The sequence below is a fragment of the Caldicoprobacter faecalis genome (assembly GCF_900115765.1).
Taxonomy (GTDB): domain Bacteria; phylum Bacillota; class Clostridia; order Caldicoprobacterales; family Caldicoprobacteraceae; genus Caldicoprobacter; species Caldicoprobacter oshimai.
The window spans coordinates 16,642-33,990 of the sequence record NZ_FOXR01000001.1; the positions used below are offsets into that span (position 1 = coordinate 16,642).

Annotated in this window: 19 protein-coding genes; all 19 read left to right on the top strand. The window is 48.5% G+C overall.

The annotated features are described in order from the left end of the window. Positions 1 to 20: 20 nt before the first annotated feature. Positions 21 to 1,067, top strand: coding sequence for an AI-2E family transporter (locus BM241_RS00100; protein WP_025746575.1), 1,047 nt, complete (start codon positions 21 to 23; stop codon positions 1,065 to 1,067). 218 nt (positions 1,068 to 1,285) lie between these two features. After that, entirely contained in the window at positions 1,286 to 3,931 is a 2,646-nt protein-coding gene (gene alaS / locus BM241_RS00105) for an alanine--tRNA ligase (RefSeq protein WP_092281773.1), read from the top strand. Between the two features lie 92 nt (positions 3,932 to 4,023). After that, a complete protein-coding gene (locus BM241_RS00110) occupies positions 4,024 to 4,290 on the top strand; it encodes an IreB family regulatory phosphoprotein (protein WP_025746577.1) in 267 nt (88 codons plus the stop codon). Positions 4,291 to 4,303: 13 nt separating this feature from the next. After that, positions 4,304 to 5,251, top strand: a complete 948-nt coding sequence (locus BM241_RS00115; protein ID WP_092281774.1) for an aldo/keto reductase — start codon at positions 4,304 to 4,306, stop codon at positions 5,249 to 5,251. Position 5,252: 1 nt separating this feature from the next. Continuing rightward, positions 5,253 to 5,702, top strand: coding sequence for a Holliday junction resolvase RuvX (gene ruvX, locus BM241_RS00120; protein WP_242948209.1), 450 nt, complete (start codon positions 5,253 to 5,255; stop codon positions 5,700 to 5,702). Positions 5,703 to 5,706: 4 nt separating this feature from the next. Continuing rightward, positions 5,707 to 6,033 carry a DUF1292 domain-containing protein gene (locus tag BM241_RS00125; RefSeq protein ID WP_092281775.1) on the top strand — a complete coding sequence of 109 codons (327 nt, stop codon included), beginning with the start codon at positions 5,707 to 5,709 and terminating at the stop codon, positions 6,031 to 6,033. A gap of 161 nt (positions 6,034 to 6,194) precedes the next feature. After that, on the top strand, positions 6,195 to 6,605 hold the full coding sequence (flgB, locus tag BM241_RS00130) for a flagellar basal body rod protein FlgB (RefSeq protein WP_025746581.1): 411 nt from the start codon (positions 6,195 to 6,197) through the stop codon (positions 6,603 to 6,605). A 3-nt stretch (positions 6,606 to 6,608) separates the two neighbouring features. Next, entirely contained in the window at positions 6,609 to 7,043 is a 435-nt protein-coding gene (flgC, locus tag BM241_RS00135) for a flagellar basal body rod protein FlgC (RefSeq protein ID WP_092281776.1), read from the top strand. Positions 7,044 to 7,058: 15 nt separating this feature from the next. Further along, the gene (gene fliE / locus BM241_RS00140; RefSeq protein ID WP_025746583.1) at positions 7,059 to 7,352 is read left to right on the top strand and encodes a flagellar hook-basal body complex protein FliE; all 294 of its coding nucleotides are present in this window, start codon (positions 7,059 to 7,061) and stop codon (positions 7,350 to 7,352) included. Positions 7,353 to 7,566: 214 nt separating this feature from the next. Further along, positions 7,567 to 9,123 carry a flagellar basal-body MS-ring/collar protein FliF gene (gene fliF / locus BM241_RS00145; protein WP_092281777.1) on the top strand — a complete coding sequence of 519 codons (1,557 nt, stop codon included), beginning with the start codon at positions 7,567 to 7,569 and terminating at the stop codon, positions 9,121 to 9,123. Positions 9,124 to 9,134: 11 nt separating this feature from the next. After that, entirely contained in the window at positions 9,135 to 10,148 is a 1,014-nt protein-coding gene (fliG, locus tag BM241_RS00150) for a flagellar motor switch protein FliG (protein ID WP_092281778.1), read from the top strand. 1 nt (position 10,149) lies between these two features. Then, on the top strand, positions 10,150 to 10,878 hold the full coding sequence (locus tag BM241_RS00155) for a FliH/SctL family protein (RefSeq protein ID WP_035145896.1): 729 nt from the start codon (positions 10,150 to 10,152) through the stop codon (positions 10,876 to 10,878). A gap of 1 nt (position 10,879) precedes the next feature. After that, positions 10,880 to 12,199 carry a flagellar protein export ATPase FliI gene (fliI, locus tag BM241_RS00160; protein WP_092281779.1) on the top strand — a complete coding sequence of 440 codons (1,320 nt, stop codon included), beginning with the start codon at positions 10,880 to 10,882 and terminating at the stop codon, positions 12,197 to 12,199. Between the two features lie 45 nt (positions 12,200 to 12,244). Next, a complete protein-coding gene (gene fliJ / locus BM241_RS00165; protein ID WP_025746588.1) occupies positions 12,245 to 12,709 on the top strand; it encodes a flagellar export protein FliJ in 465 nt (154 codons plus the stop codon). Next, the gene (locus BM241_RS00170) at positions 12,696 to 13,298 is read left to right on the top strand and encodes a MotE family protein (protein WP_025746589.1); all 603 of its coding nucleotides are present in this window, start codon (positions 12,696 to 12,698) and stop codon (positions 13,296 to 13,298) included. Before fliJ ends, BM241_RS00170 begins: the two co-directional genes overlap by 14 nt. Positions 13,299 to 13,351: 53 nt before the next feature. Next, a complete protein-coding gene (locus BM241_RS00175) occupies positions 13,352 to 14,725 on the top strand; it encodes a flagellar hook-length control protein FliK (protein WP_242948212.1) in 1,374 nt (457 codons plus the stop codon). Positions 14,726 to 14,740: 15 nt separating this feature from the next. Then, a complete protein-coding gene (locus tag BM241_RS00180) occupies positions 14,741 to 15,169 on the top strand; it encodes a flagellar hook capping FlgD N-terminal domain-containing protein (protein ID WP_025746591.1) in 429 nt (142 codons plus the stop codon). Position 15,170: 1 nt separating this feature from the next. Further along, on the top strand, positions 15,171 to 15,572 hold the full coding sequence (locus BM241_RS00185; protein WP_025746592.1) for a TIGR02530 family flagellar biosynthesis protein: 402 nt from the start codon (positions 15,171 to 15,173) through the stop codon (positions 15,570 to 15,572). A gap of 84 nt (positions 15,573 to 15,656) precedes the next feature. Continuing rightward, positions 15,657 to 17,327, top strand: coding sequence for a flagellar hook protein FlgE (locus BM241_RS00190; protein WP_092281781.1), 1,671 nt, complete (start codon positions 15,657 to 15,659; stop codon positions 17,325 to 17,327). Positions 17,328 to 17,349 lie beyond the last annotated feature (22 nt).

The window sequence follows — 17,349 nt, forward strand, 5'->3', positions numbered from 1 at the left end:
AACAGGGTGGAGGCTGACAGGTGAAGGCGTACAAGAGGTATATCGTATTTGGACTTGTATTTTTACTTTTTTTCATTTTATTGCTTATCGTCATCTCACATTGGGGAAAATTATCTAGCGTATTTCGCGTCGTCTTCTTTGCAATCATAATCTCCTATATTCTGGTGCCGATAAGCGAATGGCTGGAAAGGTTTATGCCCAGGAATGTTGCGATAATAGTGTTATTTGGGGGATTGTTCCTATTGCTGGTCGCTATTGGATTTCTGGTTGTGCCACCCTTTATAAGGCAGGTGGTTTCCCTGAGCCAGTATATCCCAGAATATGCCTACCAGTTGAAGCAGTTGGCCGCCGGGTTTCAATCGCGGCTAAAAAGCATGGGACTACCCTATGGTGTACAACAGACCATGGAAGAAACCATAGAGAGCATACAGAGGCGCCTGATTGAAATTACGCGGAATACTCTCGAAAGGTTTATGGACGGTGCATCCGGCATACCTGAACTGTTCATGATTCCGGTGTTGAGCTTTTATTTTTTAAAGGACAGGAAATACTTCAAAAGGCTCATGGTCAGCATCATCCCCATTCGATACAGAAAAGGCATAATGTGCACCTTCTCTGAAGTCCATTACATACTCAACCGCTTTATAAGAAGCCAGATTATCATATCGCTTGTAATTGGGGTGTTTACCACACTGGGATTCCTTGTTGTCGGAATTCCTTATGCCCTGATTCTGGGAATTGTGGCTGGCATATTTGAGATAATCCCTTATTTTGGACCATGGCTGGGGGCAGTGCCGGCTGTGGTGATTACCGCGCTGAATGCCCCATCGAAAATCGTTTGGGCCATAGTGGTCATGGTAGCGGTTCAGCAGCTGGAAGGCAGCTTTATCACTCCCAAAATCATGGGCGATCACGTGGGGCTCCATCCCGTCTATATAATACTATCCTTATGGATTGGCGGAATGTTCTTCGGAATAACGGGCATGCTTTTGGCCGTGCCGGTGGTGCTTATAATACGGGTTATAGTGAAAAACATATATTTGAGCATAGTGACAGTATCACACTAGGGCTTAAAAAGTCGAATGAACAACGAATTTGAAAGCAGGATTTGATATAATTGACAAAACATCTGGGGTTCTATATAATCATGAGTAAATAGCAGGATTAGGACGGAATTAGCCGAATTTTCAAGCTTTTTAGTAGGATAGAGGACCTGAAGCTGCGTCCCGCTCCTGCCGTAGGGGGGAGACGCTTATTTAATTGTCTTACGAGGAGGAATACATAAATGGAGAAACTGGGCCTTAACGAGATAAGGACAAGATTTTTAGAGTTTTTCAGGGGAAAGGATCACCTGATACTGCCGAGCTTTCCGCTGATTCCACAGAAGGACAAGAGCCTTTTGCTGATAAATGCCGGCATGGCTCCGCTTAAACCCTACTTTACTGGGCAGGAGACGCCTCCCAAAAAGAGGATTGCCACGTGCCAGAAGTGCATACGCACCCCCGACATCGAAAGGGTGGGCAAGACCGCCAGACATGGCACATTCTTCGAGATGCTGGGCAACTTCTCGTTTGGCGATTATTTCAAAAGAGAGGCTATCGAGTGGGCATGGGAATTTGTCACTCAGGACTTGAAGCTGCCTGAAGATCGACTGTGGGTCAGCATATATGAGCAGGATGATGAGGCATTTGAAATCTGGCACAGGGGCGTTGGGCTTCCCGAGCATAAAATCGTGAGGATGGGAAAGGAAGACAACTTTTGGGAGATAGGTACAGGGCCCTGTGGTCCGTGTTCGGAGATATACTTCGATAGAGGGCCGGACAAAGGGTGCGGCAGACCCGATTGCAGCCCTGGTTGTGATTGCGACCGGTTTGTGGAGTTCTGGAATCTGGTATTTACCCAATTCAACAAAGATGAAGAAGGGAATTATCATCCCCTTCCGCATCCCAATATAGACACCGGTATGGGCCTTGAAAGGATTGCTGCCATAATGCAGGGGGTGGACTCCCTTTTTGAAGTCGATACCATAAAGGATATACTCGAACATGTGAGCCAAATCGCGGGGGTTGAATACGGGGAGTCATACAAAACCGATGTGTCTTTGCGGGTGATCACCGATCACATACGAAGCACCACGTTCATGGTAGGCGATGGAATACTGCCTTCCAACGAAGGGCGCGGGTACGTGCTTCGCAGGATTTTGAGGAGAGCGGCGCGCCACGGCAGGCTGCTGGGAATAGAGGAGCCTTTCTTGAGCCAGCTGGCCAAAACGGTCATAAAGCAATCCTGCCAGGCCTATCCAGAGCTCAAGCAGAGAGAGGATTATATTTTAAGGATAATACAGATAGAGGAGGAGCGCTTCAGGGAGACCATCGACCAGGGATTGGCCTATTTGAAAGAGTATATAGATGATTTGAAGCAGCGGGGTCAGAAGGTACTGGACGGTTTGAAGGCCTTTAAGCTGTATGACACTTACGGTTTTCCCCTTGACCTGACCAGGGAGATCTTGCAGGAAGAAGGCCTAGAGGTTGACGAGCAGGGCTTTCAGCAGGAGATGGAGGTTCAGCGGGAACGGGCCAGGGCAGCTCATCGCGTAACCGACTATATGGGCATGGACAGCAATATATATAAGTTGATTGATGCGGATGCCTCAACCAATTTTGTGGGGTATCACGCTCTTGAAAGCCAGAGCCGCGTGTTGGCCATCATCAAAGACGAGGCCAGGGTTGAAAGCGCTGCCCAAGGCCATGAGGTAGCGGTGGTATTGGATCAAACTCCTTTTTATGCCGAAGGCGGCGGACAGGTGGCCGACCAAGGAGTGCTCTTGTGGGACAATGGAAGGATGGAGATACGCGACGTAAAGAAGCTGTTTGGCAACAAGGTGGTACATTACGGTAAGGTGCTCTTTGGAACCTTAAAGCAGGGTGACGTTGTACAGGCTGTAGTGGATAAGGAGGCGAGATTGGCGGCCGCCCGTAACCATACGGCTACCCATTTGCTGCACAGCGCGCTCAGGGAGGTTTTGGGACCGCACGTGGAGCAGGCAGGTTCTCTGGTGACCCCTCAGAGATTGCGCTTTGACTTTTCGCATTTTTCGGCCCTATCTAGCGAAGAGATACTCAGGGTAGAGAGGCTGGTCAACCAGAAAATCATGGAGGTCATCCCCGTTGAGGTGATTGAGACCACATTTGACAAGGCCAAGGAGATGGGAGCCATAGCGCTGTTTGGAGAGAAGTACGGGGATATAGTGCGCGTTGTCAGAATAGGGGATTTCAGCATTGAGCTGTGCGGAGGAACGCATCTTACCAATACCGGTCAGGCAGGGATGTTCAAGATACTCAGCGAATCGGGGGTTGCGGCCGGCGTAAGGAGAATTGAAGCCATAACTGGCTTTGAGGTGTATAACCATATTTTGAACCAGGAGAGGCTTATAGGCGATATTTGCAGAGAGCTTAAGACCAATCCCTCTGACCTTGAAGGTAGAATACAAGGGTTGGTTGCCCAGATTAAGGAGCAGGAGAGGGAGATTGTGCAGCTGCGCGCCAAACTGGCCTCAGGCCTTGTGGACTCGCTGGTTGAGTCGGGCAGGGATGTAGGCGGCATAAAATGTATCGTTGCCAGCGTAGAAGGTCAGGATATGGAAGGTTTGCGGGATATGGTCGACGCCGTCAAAGATAGAGTAAAGCTGGGCGTTGTGGTGCTAGCCACCGTAAAGGATGGCAAGGTGCACTTTGCTGCCGGGGCCACCAAGGATGCTGTGGCCAGGGGAGTCCATGTGGGAAATTTGCTGCGTGAAGTGGCTAAAATAGCAGGCGGCGGCGGTGGCGGGCGCCCGGATATGGCCCAGGCTGGGGGCAAGGATGCCGGCAAGGTGCAGGAAGCTTTAGATCAGGTATGCGTTTTGCTGGCAAAGCAGCTGGGTATAAATTAAATAAAAGATGGCCATTTTATGTTTGAAAAAATATACAAAATAGAGTATGATAGACTTTGAAGAATTCCTCTTAAAAGGCAGGTATATATTGTATGAATGGCGATCCTCAGGAAACCATGATGTTTAAGCTCAAGAAAGAGGTGTCCGACACCCCTAGGGATATCCTCCTCGGCGTTTATCAAGCGCTGGAGGAAAAGGGCTATAACCCCATAAATCAATTGGTGGGATATTTTATATCGGGTGACCCCACCTATATAACCAGCCACAGAAATGCTCGCTCCATCATAAGGAAGCTCGAGAGGGACGAGCTGCTTGAGGAGCTGCTCCGATTCTATATAGAACATAACCGCAATAGATAAATGGGGAGCGTTCATGCAGTACAACAGGCTGGGCAATACGCCGATTGTGGTGTCCAAGCTGTGCTTTGGAAGCCTGACCATAGGTCCCTTGCAGAGGAACCTTCCTTTGGATGAAGGAGCAGCTGTCATACGCAAGGCTGTGGAGCTGGGGGTCAATTTCATCGATACGGCGGACCTGTACGGCACATATCCTTATATACGCGAGGTTTTAAAGTCGCACAGGGACCTTGTAATAGCATCCAAATCGTATGCCTATGATTCTCGGACCGCCCGTGAGACTTTGGAGAGGGCTTTGAGGGGGATAGGGCGTGATTATATAGACATATTTCTGCTCCATGAACAGGAAGGCCCTCTTACCCTAAAGGGTCACAGGGAGGCGTTGGAATATTTTATCGCTAAAAAGCAGCAAGGGGTCATACGGGCGGTGGGGATATCCACCCATTACGTGGCGGCAGTCAAAGCAGCAGCTGTCATGGAGGAGATCGATGTGATACACCCCATACTCAACTACCGCGGGGTGGGCATAGTGGATGGCACTCTTGAAGACATGACGGCTGCAATAGAGCTGGCATACAAAAATGGCAAAGGCATATACGCCATGAAGCCTTTGGGAGGAGGACACCTGATTTCTGAGTTTAAGCGGGCTTTGAGGTATGTCCTGGATTTCCCATACGTCCATTCCATTGCCATAGGGATGCAGAGGTTGGAAGAGGTATACGCCAACGTCAGCTTTTTTAATAGCGGAGAGATACCGTATAATCTGGAAATGGTTTTGAAATCCTATAAGAGGAAGCTGTTTGTACAGGACTGGTGCGCTGGATGCGGCAGGTGTGTGGCTCGCTGTCCGCAGGGCGCTTTGACCATTGGAGAAGAAGGGAAAGCGCAGGTTAACCACAGCAGATGCGTGCTTTGCGGCTACTGCGGAAGCGTTTGCCCGGAGCTGGCAATAAAGGTAATATAAAATGCGGGAAAGGGATTGGCCTGTGAGAATACTGGCATTGGATGTGGGTGACAAGCGCATAGGAGTGGCTGTCAGCGATGCGATGGGGTGGACCGCGCAAGGGCTTCAGACCCTTGAAAAATCCAGCAAGGACAAGCTGTTTTCAAGCCTGCGCAGCATATTGGAGCAATACAACCCTGAGAAGGTAGTGATTGGCCTGCCTGTAAACATGAACGGTACGTTGGGCCCCCAGGCTGAAAAGGTGAAACAATTTGCCCAGGAGCTCAAAGATATATACTCAGGGGAAATCGTCTACTGGGACGAAAGGCTTACGACGGTCTCAGCTCACCGGTTGATGATCGATGGAGGGGTTCGACGTACCAGGAGGAAGCAAAAGGCTGACAAGGTAGCAGCCGTGCTCATTCTTCAAAGCTATCTGGATTTTTTAAATAACAAAAAGAAAGAAGGTTGATTTTATGGAAATGGAATCCAACGTAATTGAGCTCATCGATGAGAACAACGAGGTTGTGCAGTTTGAACACCTGCTTACCCTGGATTTCGGTGACAGGGAGTACATGGTGTTGCTGCCTATGGAAGAGGAGGATAAGCCCGATTCCGACGAGGACGGAGTTGTCATTCTGAGGGTAGAACAGGATGATGATGGGAATGACGTATATGTGTCCATCGAGGATGAAGAAGAGCTAGAGGAGGTATTTCAAGCATTCCTTGAGGTTATCGGTCAAGAAGGAGTATTTGATGACGACGAGGAAGGGTTTCTTGAGGATAAAGAAGAAGAGGAATAGAAGCTGAGCAGAGCAAAAACTTATTGCATAAAAAAAGCGCATTTTATAAATGCGCTTTTTTTATTGAAAAATTTTTGTTTTCGACAAGGATTTTGTGATTTTTTATCGAATATAGTTGATAAATAATTATTGGATAATTGTGGTTAGGCAGGTGGTGAGATTTGTTAAATAAGCTTTTTTCGCATACGGGCATTTTAGAGAAGGCTCTGGATGCTGCATGGTTGCGAAATGAAGTGATAGCTCATAATATCGCCAACGCTGATACCCCCGGCTATAAAAAATACAGGGTTGAATTCGAGGAGGAGCTGAAATCCGCCATTGAGGCCAGCACATTAAAGGGCAAAAGGACCAGGGCCAAGCACCTTGAGATAGGTGCAAGTTCTATTGACGAAGTGAGGCCGCGAGTTGTGCGCACCGGTGGCACACAGATGAGGGAAGACGGCAACAACGTCGATATGGATGAGGAGATGACCAGCTTGGCTAAGAATGTCATCATGTACAATGCGCTGGTGCAAAAGATATCTGGCGAGTTTCGCAAGTTAAAGACAGTCATAAACGAGGGAAGGAGGTAGAGGATGTTTAGGGCATTTGACATAAGCGCTTCAGCCCTTACGCTACAGAAGCTGCGCATGGATGTGATCGCTCAGAACATCGCAAACGCTCAGACCACAAGGACCGAAACCGGTGAGCCCTACCGCCGAAAAGTGGTGGTGGTAAGAGAGGAGCAGTATGTCAAGCCGTTTGAGCAGTATCTGCAGGAAAGCATAAGAGGTTTTTCAGGTGGTGGGGTTAAAGCCGTCAGGATTCAGGGTGACCCTACACCTTTCAAGAGGGTTTATGACCCGGGCCATCCCGATGCCGATGAAGATGGGTATGTGCTGATGCCAAATGTAGAGATACTCAGAGAGATGGTGGATATGATTTCGGCCACGCGTTCCTACGAGGCCAACGTCACTGCGTTTAATGCCTCCAAGAATATGGCCATGAAAGCACTGGAGATCGGCAGATAGGGAGGGTGATTGTTTATGCAGATTGGTTCCATCGCACCTTCTAAACATATTTCCGGGATATCCAGCGGTATAAGGAAGCAGGAGCAGGGGTTGTCTTTTGGCGATGTGCTGAAGCAGGCCATTTCGGATTTACAGCAGCTGCAGAGGACCAGTGCATACAACAATTATCTTCTGGCCACCGGTCAAGTAGAAAACCTCCACAAGGTCATGATAGACGCTGAAAAAGCCGATATCGCACTGCAGTTTACTCTTCAAATCAGGAATAAGTTGCTGGAAGCATATCAGGAAATCATGCGCATGCAAATATGATTTCATTCTCAATCTGTAAAGCACCACAGGCGACAAAGTTCGATGGTACAGATGAAAAAATAGGTCGAAAGACCGATTTATTTGCCTGGTAATTTTATGTAATATGGAGATAAATGTTGTCAAATGATGACGAATTTCAAAGCAGCTGATCAGCAGGGAGCAGTCACATGTTACCTGCTGAAATTATAATAGGCACTAGGAAAGCGGGGATCAAATGGCGTTGGCACTGGACACCATTAAGCAACAATTGAATCAGTACTGGGAAAGGTTGAGCAGCGCTCAAAAGAAGGCTTTTATTATCATTACATCTGTGGTGCTGTTAATCATCGTCATTGCCGCTTTGCTTTTGTCTAGGCAGGAGTACGTGGTGCTTTATAGCGGTTTGGACAGTCAAGAAACGGCGGAGATATACTCCAAGTTAAAGGAGCTCAACGTTGAACCTAAGGTTGAGGGCACATCCACCATATTGGTTCCCAAGGATAAGGAAGTAGAGGTGAGGATGCAGCTTACAAGCGAAGGATATCCCAGGACGGGGTTCAATTATGACCTATTTCTCCAAAACAGCAATTTTGGTCAAACAGATGAAGAAAAAAGGGCATTGCTCATTATGCAGCTGCAGGAGCGTTTAAGCCAGGCCATCAAGTTTTTGGATGGGGTGGAGGATGCCGTTGTGACCATTGCAATGCCCGAGAACGATGTTTTTGTGCTGAAGAGCCAGCAGGTGCCTGTGACGGCCTCGGTAATCATTAAGACCAAGCCAGGCTATACCATCACCCCTTCTCAGGCCAACAACATAGTTCGCCTGGTGGCAAAGAGCGTGCCCGGCCTAAAAGAGGAGAACGTTACCGTTGTAGATACAAATATGAACGTTTTGACGGGAAATCAGGCAGAAGGGGAAGAGATGGTGGGTACTCAGTTTGAGCTGGAACACCGACTGGAGGATCGCATACGGGATCAAATCATCAACCTGCTGGAGCCGGTGTTTGGCTACAAGAAGGTTGTCGCTACCGTGAACGTTAAGCTGAATTTTGATAAGAAGACTACCGAGTCGGTAAGGTTTGAACCGGTGGTTGACGAGGATGGGATAATCGCGAGCCGCGAGGTTTTGAGGGAAAAGGTAAGAAATGCGGTCCCTGAAGGTGTTGTGGGTGAGACGTCCAACACCACTCAGTATCCGGAACTTGAAGGCGCTGAAAACGGTTCGTACGACAAGACACATGAGATAGTCAATTATGAAGTGAATGAAATAAAGGAAATCCTAGAAGAGCAGCAGGGAAAGGTGGAGGACCTCTCCATCTCAGTTATCATAGACAATGAATCCTTGGATCCGCAAATCCTTGGACAGGTCAAGGAACTGGTGGCAGCAGCTGTGGGAACGGATGTATCAAGGGTGGTGGTGCAAAACATGAAGTTTGATACTTCGTTGCAGGAACAGCTGCTTGAAGGCTTTGAGCGGCGACAAGCTGAAAGGATGGGCTGGCAGTACTGGGCCGTTCCCGTGGCAGTAGGTGTGGGGATCGCTATAGCTGCTGTGCTTCTGATGCGCATGCGTTCACGCCGCGTACAGCTGGAAGCTGCCACCGCTGAAGAGATTTTGACTCAAGAGGCACAGCAACCAGCACCGCAGGAGCTGGAAATACAGCAACCCACTGTAGAAGAGCTGGAAATAACGGATAAGCACAACGAGATTAAAAAGCAGATTGAAAAGCTTGTATCGCAGCAACCTGAGGCTGTGGCGCAGCTGTTACGCAACTGGCTCAGCGAGGAGTAGGGGGAATTTGTATGCCAACAGGTAAAGGAATATTGACAGGCCGTAAAAAGGCTGCAATTTTGCTTATTGCCTTGGGTAAAGAAAAAGCCTCCGAAATATACAAACACCTAAACGAGGATGAAATTGAACAGCTGACGCTGGAGATAGCCAATCTATCCAAGGTGGACGCCGAGGTCAAGAACCAGGTGATGGAGGAGTTTTATCAGCTGTGCCTGGCCCAGAATTATATATCTGAGGGTGGTATCGAGTATGCCAGGGAGATTTTGGAGCGCGCCATGGGCAGCCAGAAGGCCTTGGAGATAATAAACAAGCTCACCTCGTCTTTGCAGGTCAGGCCTTTTGATTTCATACGGAAGGCTGAGCCTGCCCAGATCTTGAATTTTATACAGAACGAACATCCCCAGACCATAGCACTGGTTTTGGCCTACCTGCGCCCACAGCAAGCGGCCGCCATAATCTCTGCGCTGCCGCAGGAAAAGCAGGTGGAAGTGGCCACCAGGATAGCTCTCATGGACCGCACTTCTCCCGACGTCATAAAAGAGGTAGAGAGGGTGCTAGAGAAGAAGCTGTCCTCAATGGTGACGGCCGATTTTACAAATGCCGGTGGTATACAGGCTCTAGTGGATATACTGCTGTCGGTTGACCGAGGTACCGAAAAGTACATAATGGAAAATCTGGAGCTCAAGGATAGGGAACTGGCTGAAGAGATAAGAAAAAGGATGTTTGTATTTGAGGATATCGTCACGCTTGATAATCGTTCCATACAGAGGTTCCTCCGTGAGGTCGATAACAGCGACCTGGCGCTGGCACTCAAGGGAGCCAGCGAAGAGGTCAAGAAGGTCATATTCGCCAATATGTCCAAGCGTCTGCAGGAGATGATAAAGGAAGACATGGAGTATATGGGGCCGGTAAGGCTCAGGGATGTGGAAAACGCCCAGCAAAAGATTGTAAACATCATCAGGCAGCTTGAAGAGGCCGGTGAGATAGTAATATCACGGGGAGGCGGTGATGAGATAATTGTCTAACGTGTTGAAATCCCACAGCATCTGCCTGAATCCCGAAAGCCGGTTTACGTTGCAAAAGAAGATGCAGTTTGCGGTTCGCAGGGATACTCCTGAAACTGGTACACAGGCGGTAAAACCTGTTGAACATCTCATTGAAGTGGTAAAGAGAGACGCTGAAGCCATTCGAAGCAAGGTCCAGGAAGAAGCAAAGGCAATAATGGCAGAAGCGGCCAGGGAGGCTCAAAAGATAAAGGAGGAGGCTAAAGAGGCAGGATTCCAAGCAGGATTCCAGGCAGGCTTTCAAAAAGGGCTGGAGGACGCAAAGGAACAGTTTTTATCCGAAATCGAGCAGGCACAGCGCATAAAAGAGGAAATTATAAAGGAAAGGGAAGCCCTGTATGACCAGTTTGAAAAGGACCTAGTAAGTCTAGCCCTGGACATTGCCAAACGGGTCATATACGACCGTTTGGCGACAGATGATGAGGCTTTGGCCCATGTGGTTGAATCAACGCTTAAGAAACTTCAGGGCAAGGCAAAGGTGCAACTTAAGATAAGTAAGCATGACTACGGCAGGATATCCAGCCTCAAGGAGCGTTTTATGTCCAAGCTGCATCATATAGAAGATATGGATATCATCCAGGATGACTTTTTAAGCCCTGGAAGCTGCGTGGTGGATACGGGAAGTGGCATTATCGATGGCAGCGTGGATACCCGTTTAAAAGAAATTGAAAGGACTTTGGTGGGACGCTGATATGCACGGCTGCATTTCACTAGAAAAATACAGGGAAATCGTAAACGGGATTGAGGTGATCAAGTGCACAGGTCAGGTGGTTCAGGTCATTGGGCTGACTATAGAAGCCGAGGCGCCCGTTGGAGAAGTGGGGGAAATATGCCATATATACAACACCAGGGAAGCCGCATACATTCCTGCTGAGATAGTAGGTTTTCGCAAGGACAGGATACTGCTCATGCCCTATGGCGAGTTGAACGGCATAGGGCCAGGTAGCAAAGTGGTATTTACCAATAAGCCATTTATGGTTGCTGTGGGTAGCCAGCTGATCGGACGGATATTGGACGGGCTGGGCAACCCTATGGATGATAAGGGTCCTGTGGAGCTAGAAAAGTGGGTCAGCATTCAGAATGTCCCTCCGCATCCTCTAAATCGGCAGAGGATCTCAACCCCGCTGGTGCTAGGGGTAAGAGCCATAGACGGATTGCTGACATGTGGACGAGGACAAAGGCTGGGGATATTTGCGGGAAGCGGTGTGGGGAAAAGCACCCTTCTGGGCATGATAGCGCGCAATACCCTGGCAGATGTTAACGTCATTGCCCTGATAGGCGAACGGGGTAGGGAGGTCAGGGAGTTCATTGAAAAGGATCTGAAAAAGGATGGGCTGGAGCGTTCTGTGATAGTGGTTGCTACCTCTGATCAGCCGCCGCTGGTGCGGTTGAAGGCAGCCTTTGTTGCCACCACTATAGCTGAGTTTTTCAGAGATAAGGGAAAAAACGTACTTCTGATGATGGACTCCCTCACACGGTTTGCCATGGCACAGCGGGAAGTGGGGCTGGCCATTGGCGAGCCGCCGGTGTCTAGGGGATATACCCCATCGGTGTTCTCAATTCTGCCCAAATTGCTAGAAAGGGTGGGTAACGGAGAGAAGGGCTCTATAACGGGTTTATACACCGTATTGGTGGATGGCGATGACTTCAATGAGCCTATCAGCGATGCGGCAAGGGGGATACTGGACGGACATATAATTCTGTCGCGAAGGCTGGCCAATCGCAATCATTATCCAGCCATTGATGTGTTGGGCAGTGTAAGTAGGGTAATGCCTGACATTGTGGACAAAAGCCATATGAATGTGGCGGCTAAGATAAAAACCTTAATGGCGGCTTATGAAGAGGCCAGGGACCTCATCAACATAGGGGCCTATCGCCGCGGTAGCAATCCTGAAGTGGATGAGGCCATCCAAAAGATGCCCCAGATAACAGAATTTTTGCAGCAGGCCATAGATGAGAAGGCCGAGTTTGAGGATACCTATCGCTGGATGCAAAGAATAGTAAGCTCGTGATGCTATCCTTTATGGGATTCTTATGTGGGGAGACATAAAAAGCGTATGGCCAAGTTTAAGTTTTCGTTGGATATTTTGCTTAAAGTCAACAAGCTGAAAAAAAGGCAGGTCGAAGCGGAATATGCCAAAGCGCAAAAAGAGCTGGACAAGCAGCTGTCGATATTATCGGGGCTGCTTGATGAATACCAAGAGCTCACTGCCAATATGGGACATCTAGCGGCAAAGGGCACGACTGTAAACGACATCAGGCTGTACTCCTCTTATTTCCATATGCTTCAAAGGCGCATAAAATACCAGGAACAGGTTGTTGCACAGGCCACAAAGTATTTGGATGATATCAAAGCGAGGCTTACTGGCCTTATCAGGGAGGTCAACGTATTGAGCGAGATGAAAGAGAGGCAGTATTACGCATACCGCGTGGAGATGGAAAGAAGACATCAAAAGGTGGTGGATGAATACGCCGGCTATAAAATATACAGACAGGGTGGACTGCTAAATGGCGGGATATGACAGGGGTATCAAACAAAATGTGGGCAATGGAACAATGATGGATACACGGGGTGCTTCATGGCTTATAATCCTCGTGTTGCTGCTGTTTGTCGTTATAGCTGCAGGATTGCTGGTTTTCTTCAATGTAGGTGGCATAAGGGATGCCGTGATGGGATTTTTGTTCTCTTCTAAAGCAGGCAGCAATCAGCAGTCGGAGGAAAGCCTCAAGTTACAGCAGGAGCTAAAAGCCCTTGAGGATGAAAAAAACAGGCTGAAGGATTTCGAGAATCAGCTTAATACCCTCAAGAGCCAGCTGGAGTCAAGGCAGCAAGAATTGGAGCAGCGGGAGCTGAAGTTGCAAGAGAGGGAAAAGGAGATCGAGGAATTGCAGCAGAAGCTCTCTGCTCAGTTCGAGAATATAAAGGATATCGCCAAGCTTTATGAGAATATGGAAGGCGAACAGGCCGCTTCGATTTTATCTGAGATGTCGGATAACCAGCTGGTTATCCAAATACTCAAAAATATGTCAGAAGAGAAAAGCGCTGAAATATTGGGCTTGATGGATGCCAAAAAGGCGGCGGATTTGACCAGGCAGATGGCTGGGCAATAGGCCTCAGCTTTGCATGAAAAATTTAATTGAAAGGAGGTGAGAAGGTTGTGGAGATGGTTTTGGTACAGGAGGTCCCGGTAAGCGGTGTCGGAACCAAAGAAGAGCGCTCTCGTGTTGCCACGGCTGAAGGATGTGCTGGTGTGTTTAGCCTTGTGCTGCAGAGCCTTATGCCTCTTCAAAATCTTATACCGCTTCAAAGTATTTGCGCTGGAGGATCAAGTCGTACCGATGATGGCGGTGTATACTTATCGGAGGGGCGGTTATCCACATTGGAAGCCGCATCAAACCAACTCCCTTTAAAGGCAGCTGTGGAAGGTTTAAAAACGCCAGCGGATGTGCCGTATCAAACCTTGAAAGCCGCGGTTTCTGGCCGGCGCGAGATAATACCTCAAATGACCAACTTGAGAGGCATCAACGAAAGTGACGCGTTTTCTCTGGAGCACTGGCATCCCATAAGCCGGGATGTTTCAGTGCAGAGGTATATGCCTTATATGCCTGGACAGGATGTATTCAAGCCTTTGCATTCAGTGAATGACATCGAACAGCTTAAGGGCTTTTGTGGCGTTGAAGCGGATGCGCAGGGCCCAAATGTTGTACCCGGCATATGTCTTGATGATGCAAAAGCAGCCGTGAGGGATGTGCAACAGGCTTCAGGCATATTCATGGATGATGGCTCTTCGTACCATGCGGATGCGGTAACAGCCGGCAAGGAGGGGATTGTTTTTGAAAATGGTAATGTGGCTTCCCGACATCAAAGCTCTACACACATGAGGCAATCCGTTGGTCACGAAAGTGCTACACCATTTGCATCATCGGCAGAGACTGTACAGGAAGGCTTATCCGATGATGTGGCTGCTTTGGATGATGCTCAAGACGGTTCAACCTACGACTATTCCGGCAGGCAAGAAAGGCATATCCATGATCGATTGTACGCTGCAGGACAGCCGCACCGGCTGTTTAACGAAGAGATGAGTTCTGTATCCGGTGGACGAGCCTTCAACCTTCACGAGACATTGGCGATGCTCGCCGACAGAGTGAGGGTTTTGATGTCAACCAATCGCTCGGAGATGGAGGTGCGTTTGAATCCCCAGGAGCTGGGCAAGATTGTTGTAAAGGTGGCGATGGAGAATGGGGCGCTGTCGGTTAGGATCACGGTGGAGTCTCAGATGGTAAAGGATTTCCTTCAGGTGCATGCCGAGGAGCTTAAAGCAATGCTTACTGATGAGGGCTATAATCTCGCAGAGCTTGATGTAAGTATCGGCCAGGGTTATCAGCAGCCACAACGGGATGATATGGGAAGCGGCAGATGGCTTGAAAGCCCAGTCTTCAAAAAGTCGAGGATTGGCATGACTGCGGTGCAGCGCAGCTTGACTAGAGTGCCCGGCATGTATTATGACGGCGCGCACCGGTTTGATTGCTTTGCATAATCAAAAAAAGGAGGGATGAAGGTGTATGTAAGCGGAGTAAACAATCAATCGTATGCCGCAGCTACTCAAAAAGGGCCTGTCAACCAATTGGGCAAAGATGCGTTTTTAAAGCTCCTTATAACACAGCTGAGGTATCAGGACCCTTTGCGCCCAATGGAAGACAGAGAGTTTATCGCTCAGCTGGCCCAGTTTAGCACGTTAGAGCTTATGCAAAATTTAAGCAGCGATTTTACTTCTATTAAAGCAGTAAGCCTGATAGGGAAGACGGTTTATGCTGAAAAAAGGGCGGAAGATTCTGCTGGCGTTCTTCCCATACGCGGCAAGGTTGAAAGCGTCTCATTGGTTAATGGGAAAGTAAGCCTGCGCGTTAACGGATACGATATTGCTTTAGAGGATGTAAAGGAAATTTATTCTGACGAAAAAGCCACAGAGGGGGATGAATAGCATGGACAGCGGTAAAGTCGAGTATACCCGTATTATCTATTCTGGGAAGGTATCAGGGATTCCTTACGTTCATTCCCCTCAAAAGGTTGATAAAACTGGCGGCGATGTCGGGTTTGATGAGATATTGAAGGAAGCTATACAGAAGGAACAATCGCTCAAGTTCAGCAAACACGCTCAAACCAGGATGAAGCAGAGAAACATTTGGCTATCCCATGCTGAGATAGACAAGATTAGCAAGGCTGTTGAAAAAGCCCAGGAAAAGGGCGTGCGGGATTCGCTGGTGCTTATGGGTAATCTGGCTTTTATAGTTAACGTTCCAACAAGGACCGTTGTTACAGCGGTCGACGGTGAAAGCATAAAGGAGAATATATTTACCAATATCGATGGCGCAGTGGTGCTGTAGCCGGACCCCTTTGGGGAGGCTGCATCATTCCTGAACGACAGAGGGAATGAGCTGCGCCAATAAACCAAAGGAGGTTGTTGTGTTATGATGAGGGCATTGTATTCCGGTATCTCAGGTTTGAGGGTCCATCAAGTTCAGATGGACGTTATTGGAAACAACATCGCCAATGTAAACACCGTTGCTTTTAAAGCCAGCCGCGTTACCTTCCAGGAAATTTTGAACCAGACTCTCAGGAGCGCTTCTGCACCGTCACAGGTAGGCGGACGTGGCGGTACCAACCCACAGCAGATCGGATTGGGTGTATCCCTGGGCTCTATAGATGTGCTGCATACTCGTACTGGTGTCCAGAGGACGGACAAAGCGACTGACCTTGCTATAGATGGTGAGGGATTCTTTATAGTTACGGATGGAACGAACGAGTATTACACCCGTGCCGGGAACTTTGATATAGACCTTTTGGGCAATTTAGTTTATCCGGGAGGATTAAGGGTACTGGGATGGAACACCCTTATAACAGATCCGGATACGGGAGTCCAGTATGTGGATACTACAGGCGCACCTGGGCCCATTAATTTATCGAATCTCTCGATGCCGGCAAGGGCTACCGACATGATAAGGTTTGAAGGCAACCTGGATGCCAACGTTGCCGTCGGGAAAGAGGTACAGTACAGCTTCAGCGTGTTTGATTCCCTTGGCAACGAACATAAGCTTAACTACATATTTACAAAGCAAGCTCCCAACGTATGGTCGTGGAAGATAGTGCCAGCACCGCAAGCTGGAGCTGAGACTTATACCGTTGAACAGCCTGCAGGGGGTACATTGGCACGTAACCCTGTTACTATTGGTGGAGCAAACAGGCCTATTTTGTATGCGCATGATATCAAGTCATTATCGGTTGAGACGCCAAGTGGCGTAAACCAGTATCAATTTACTGTTGTAAATGATCAAAATGAGTTTAATGCGCGTCTTTCAACCTTAGGTTCGGGTCAGGCCGTAATTTTAGTGAATGGTACCGATTCGGTACAGGTGGCATTTGGTGATGATTTACCGGTTAATAGCAGAATTCGTATTGAATACAACAATTTTGCTGTAAGCCATGTCGTTCCCATGGTGGATGTAGATGCAAGCGTGCCTGGCAGAGCTGCCGGGTATGACTGGAACAATGATGGGATCGAAGATATACCAGCCGGTCAGGCCCACGGTGTTCTGATATTCGGCGAAGACGGTAGGCTGGTTCAATCTTTAATGAATTCCGATCTCACCATCGTAATGAATCCCGAGGTCTCTGGCGCGGCTGACATCTTTTTGAGGAGAGAAAACGTTCAGTTTGACCCGATTAAGTTTACCCAGTATGCGGATGCTACCACTGTCAAGGCTATGAAGACGGGATATGCTGCCGGTATATTGAATTCAATAAGCATTGATTCAGAAGGCCGGGTGATAGGGTATTACACCAATGGTCAGTCCAGGGAAGATGCCGTGCTGGCCATTGCCATTTTCAATAATCCGGGCGGATTGAACAAAGTGGGTAACAATCTGTATCAGCCTTCCACTAATTCCGGTTATCCAGTATATGGAAGAGCAGGTGTTGGTGGCAGGGGTACCATCATAGCGGGCGCGCTGGAGATGTCCAATGTAGACCTTGCCAAGGAATTTACCGATATGATCGTTGCGCAGAGGGGATTTCAGGCCAACTCCAGAATCATTACAGTAGCCGATGAGATGCTCCAGGAGCTAGTCAATTTGAAGAGGTAAAACAGTTTAGGTTCACAGCCAG

Bases quoted from the DNA above. Each gene is read 5' to 3' on its own strand.
- fliG (WP_092281778.1), top strand. From the start codon at position 9,135: ATGCCAACAGGTAAAGGAATATTGACAGGCCGTAAAAAGGCTGCAATT.
- BM241_RS00190 (WP_092281781.1), top strand. From the start codon at position 15,657: ATGATGAGGGCATTGTATTCCGGTATCTCAGGTTTGAGGGTCCATCAA.
- BM241_RS00115 (WP_092281774.1), top strand. From the start codon at position 4,304: ATGCAGTACAACAGGCTGGGCAATACGCCGATTGTGGTGTCCAAGCTG.
- ruvX (WP_242948209.1), top strand. From the start codon at position 5,253: ATGCGGGAAAGGGATTGGCCTGTGAGAATACTGGCATTGGATGTGGGT.
- BM241_RS00175 (WP_242948212.1), top strand. From the start codon at position 13,352: ATGGTTTTGGTACAGGAGGTCCCGGTAAGCGGTGTCGGAACCAAAGAA.
- fliJ (WP_025746588.1), top strand. From the start codon at position 12,245: ATGGCCAAGTTTAAGTTTTCGTTGGATATTTTGCTTAAAGTCAACAAG.
- alaS (WP_092281773.1), top strand. From the start codon at position 1,286: ATGGAGAAACTGGGCCTTAACGAGATAAGGACAAGATTTTTAGAGTTT.
- fliI (WP_092281779.1), top strand. From the start codon at position 10,880: ATGCACGGCTGCATTTCACTAGAAAAATACAGGGAAATCGTAAACGGG.
- BM241_RS00185 (WP_025746592.1), top strand. From the start codon at position 15,171: ATGGACAGCGGTAAAGTCGAGTATACCCGTATTATCTATTCTGGGAAG.
- BM241_RS00170 (WP_025746589.1), top strand. From the start codon at position 12,696: ATGGCGGGATATGACAGGGGTATCAAACAAAATGTGGGCAATGGAACA.
- flgC (WP_092281776.1), top strand. From the start codon at position 6,609: ATGTTTAGGGCATTTGACATAAGCGCTTCAGCCCTTACGCTACAGAAG.
- BM241_RS00125 (WP_092281775.1), top strand. From the start codon at position 5,707: ATGGAAATGGAATCCAACGTAATTGAGCTCATCGATGAGAACAACGAG.
- BM241_RS00180 (WP_025746591.1), top strand. From the start codon at position 14,741: ATGAAGGTGTATGTAAGCGGAGTAAACAATCAATCGTATGCCGCAGCT.
- fliF (WP_092281777.1), top strand. From the start codon at position 7,567: ATGGCGTTGGCACTGGACACCATTAAGCAACAATTGAATCAGTACTGG.
- fliE (WP_025746583.1), top strand. From the start codon at position 7,059: ATGCAGATTGGTTCCATCGCACCTTCTAAACATATTTCCGGGATATCC.
- BM241_RS00110 (WP_025746577.1), top strand. From the start codon at position 4,024: ATGAATGGCGATCCTCAGGAAACCATGATGTTTAAGCTCAAGAAAGAG.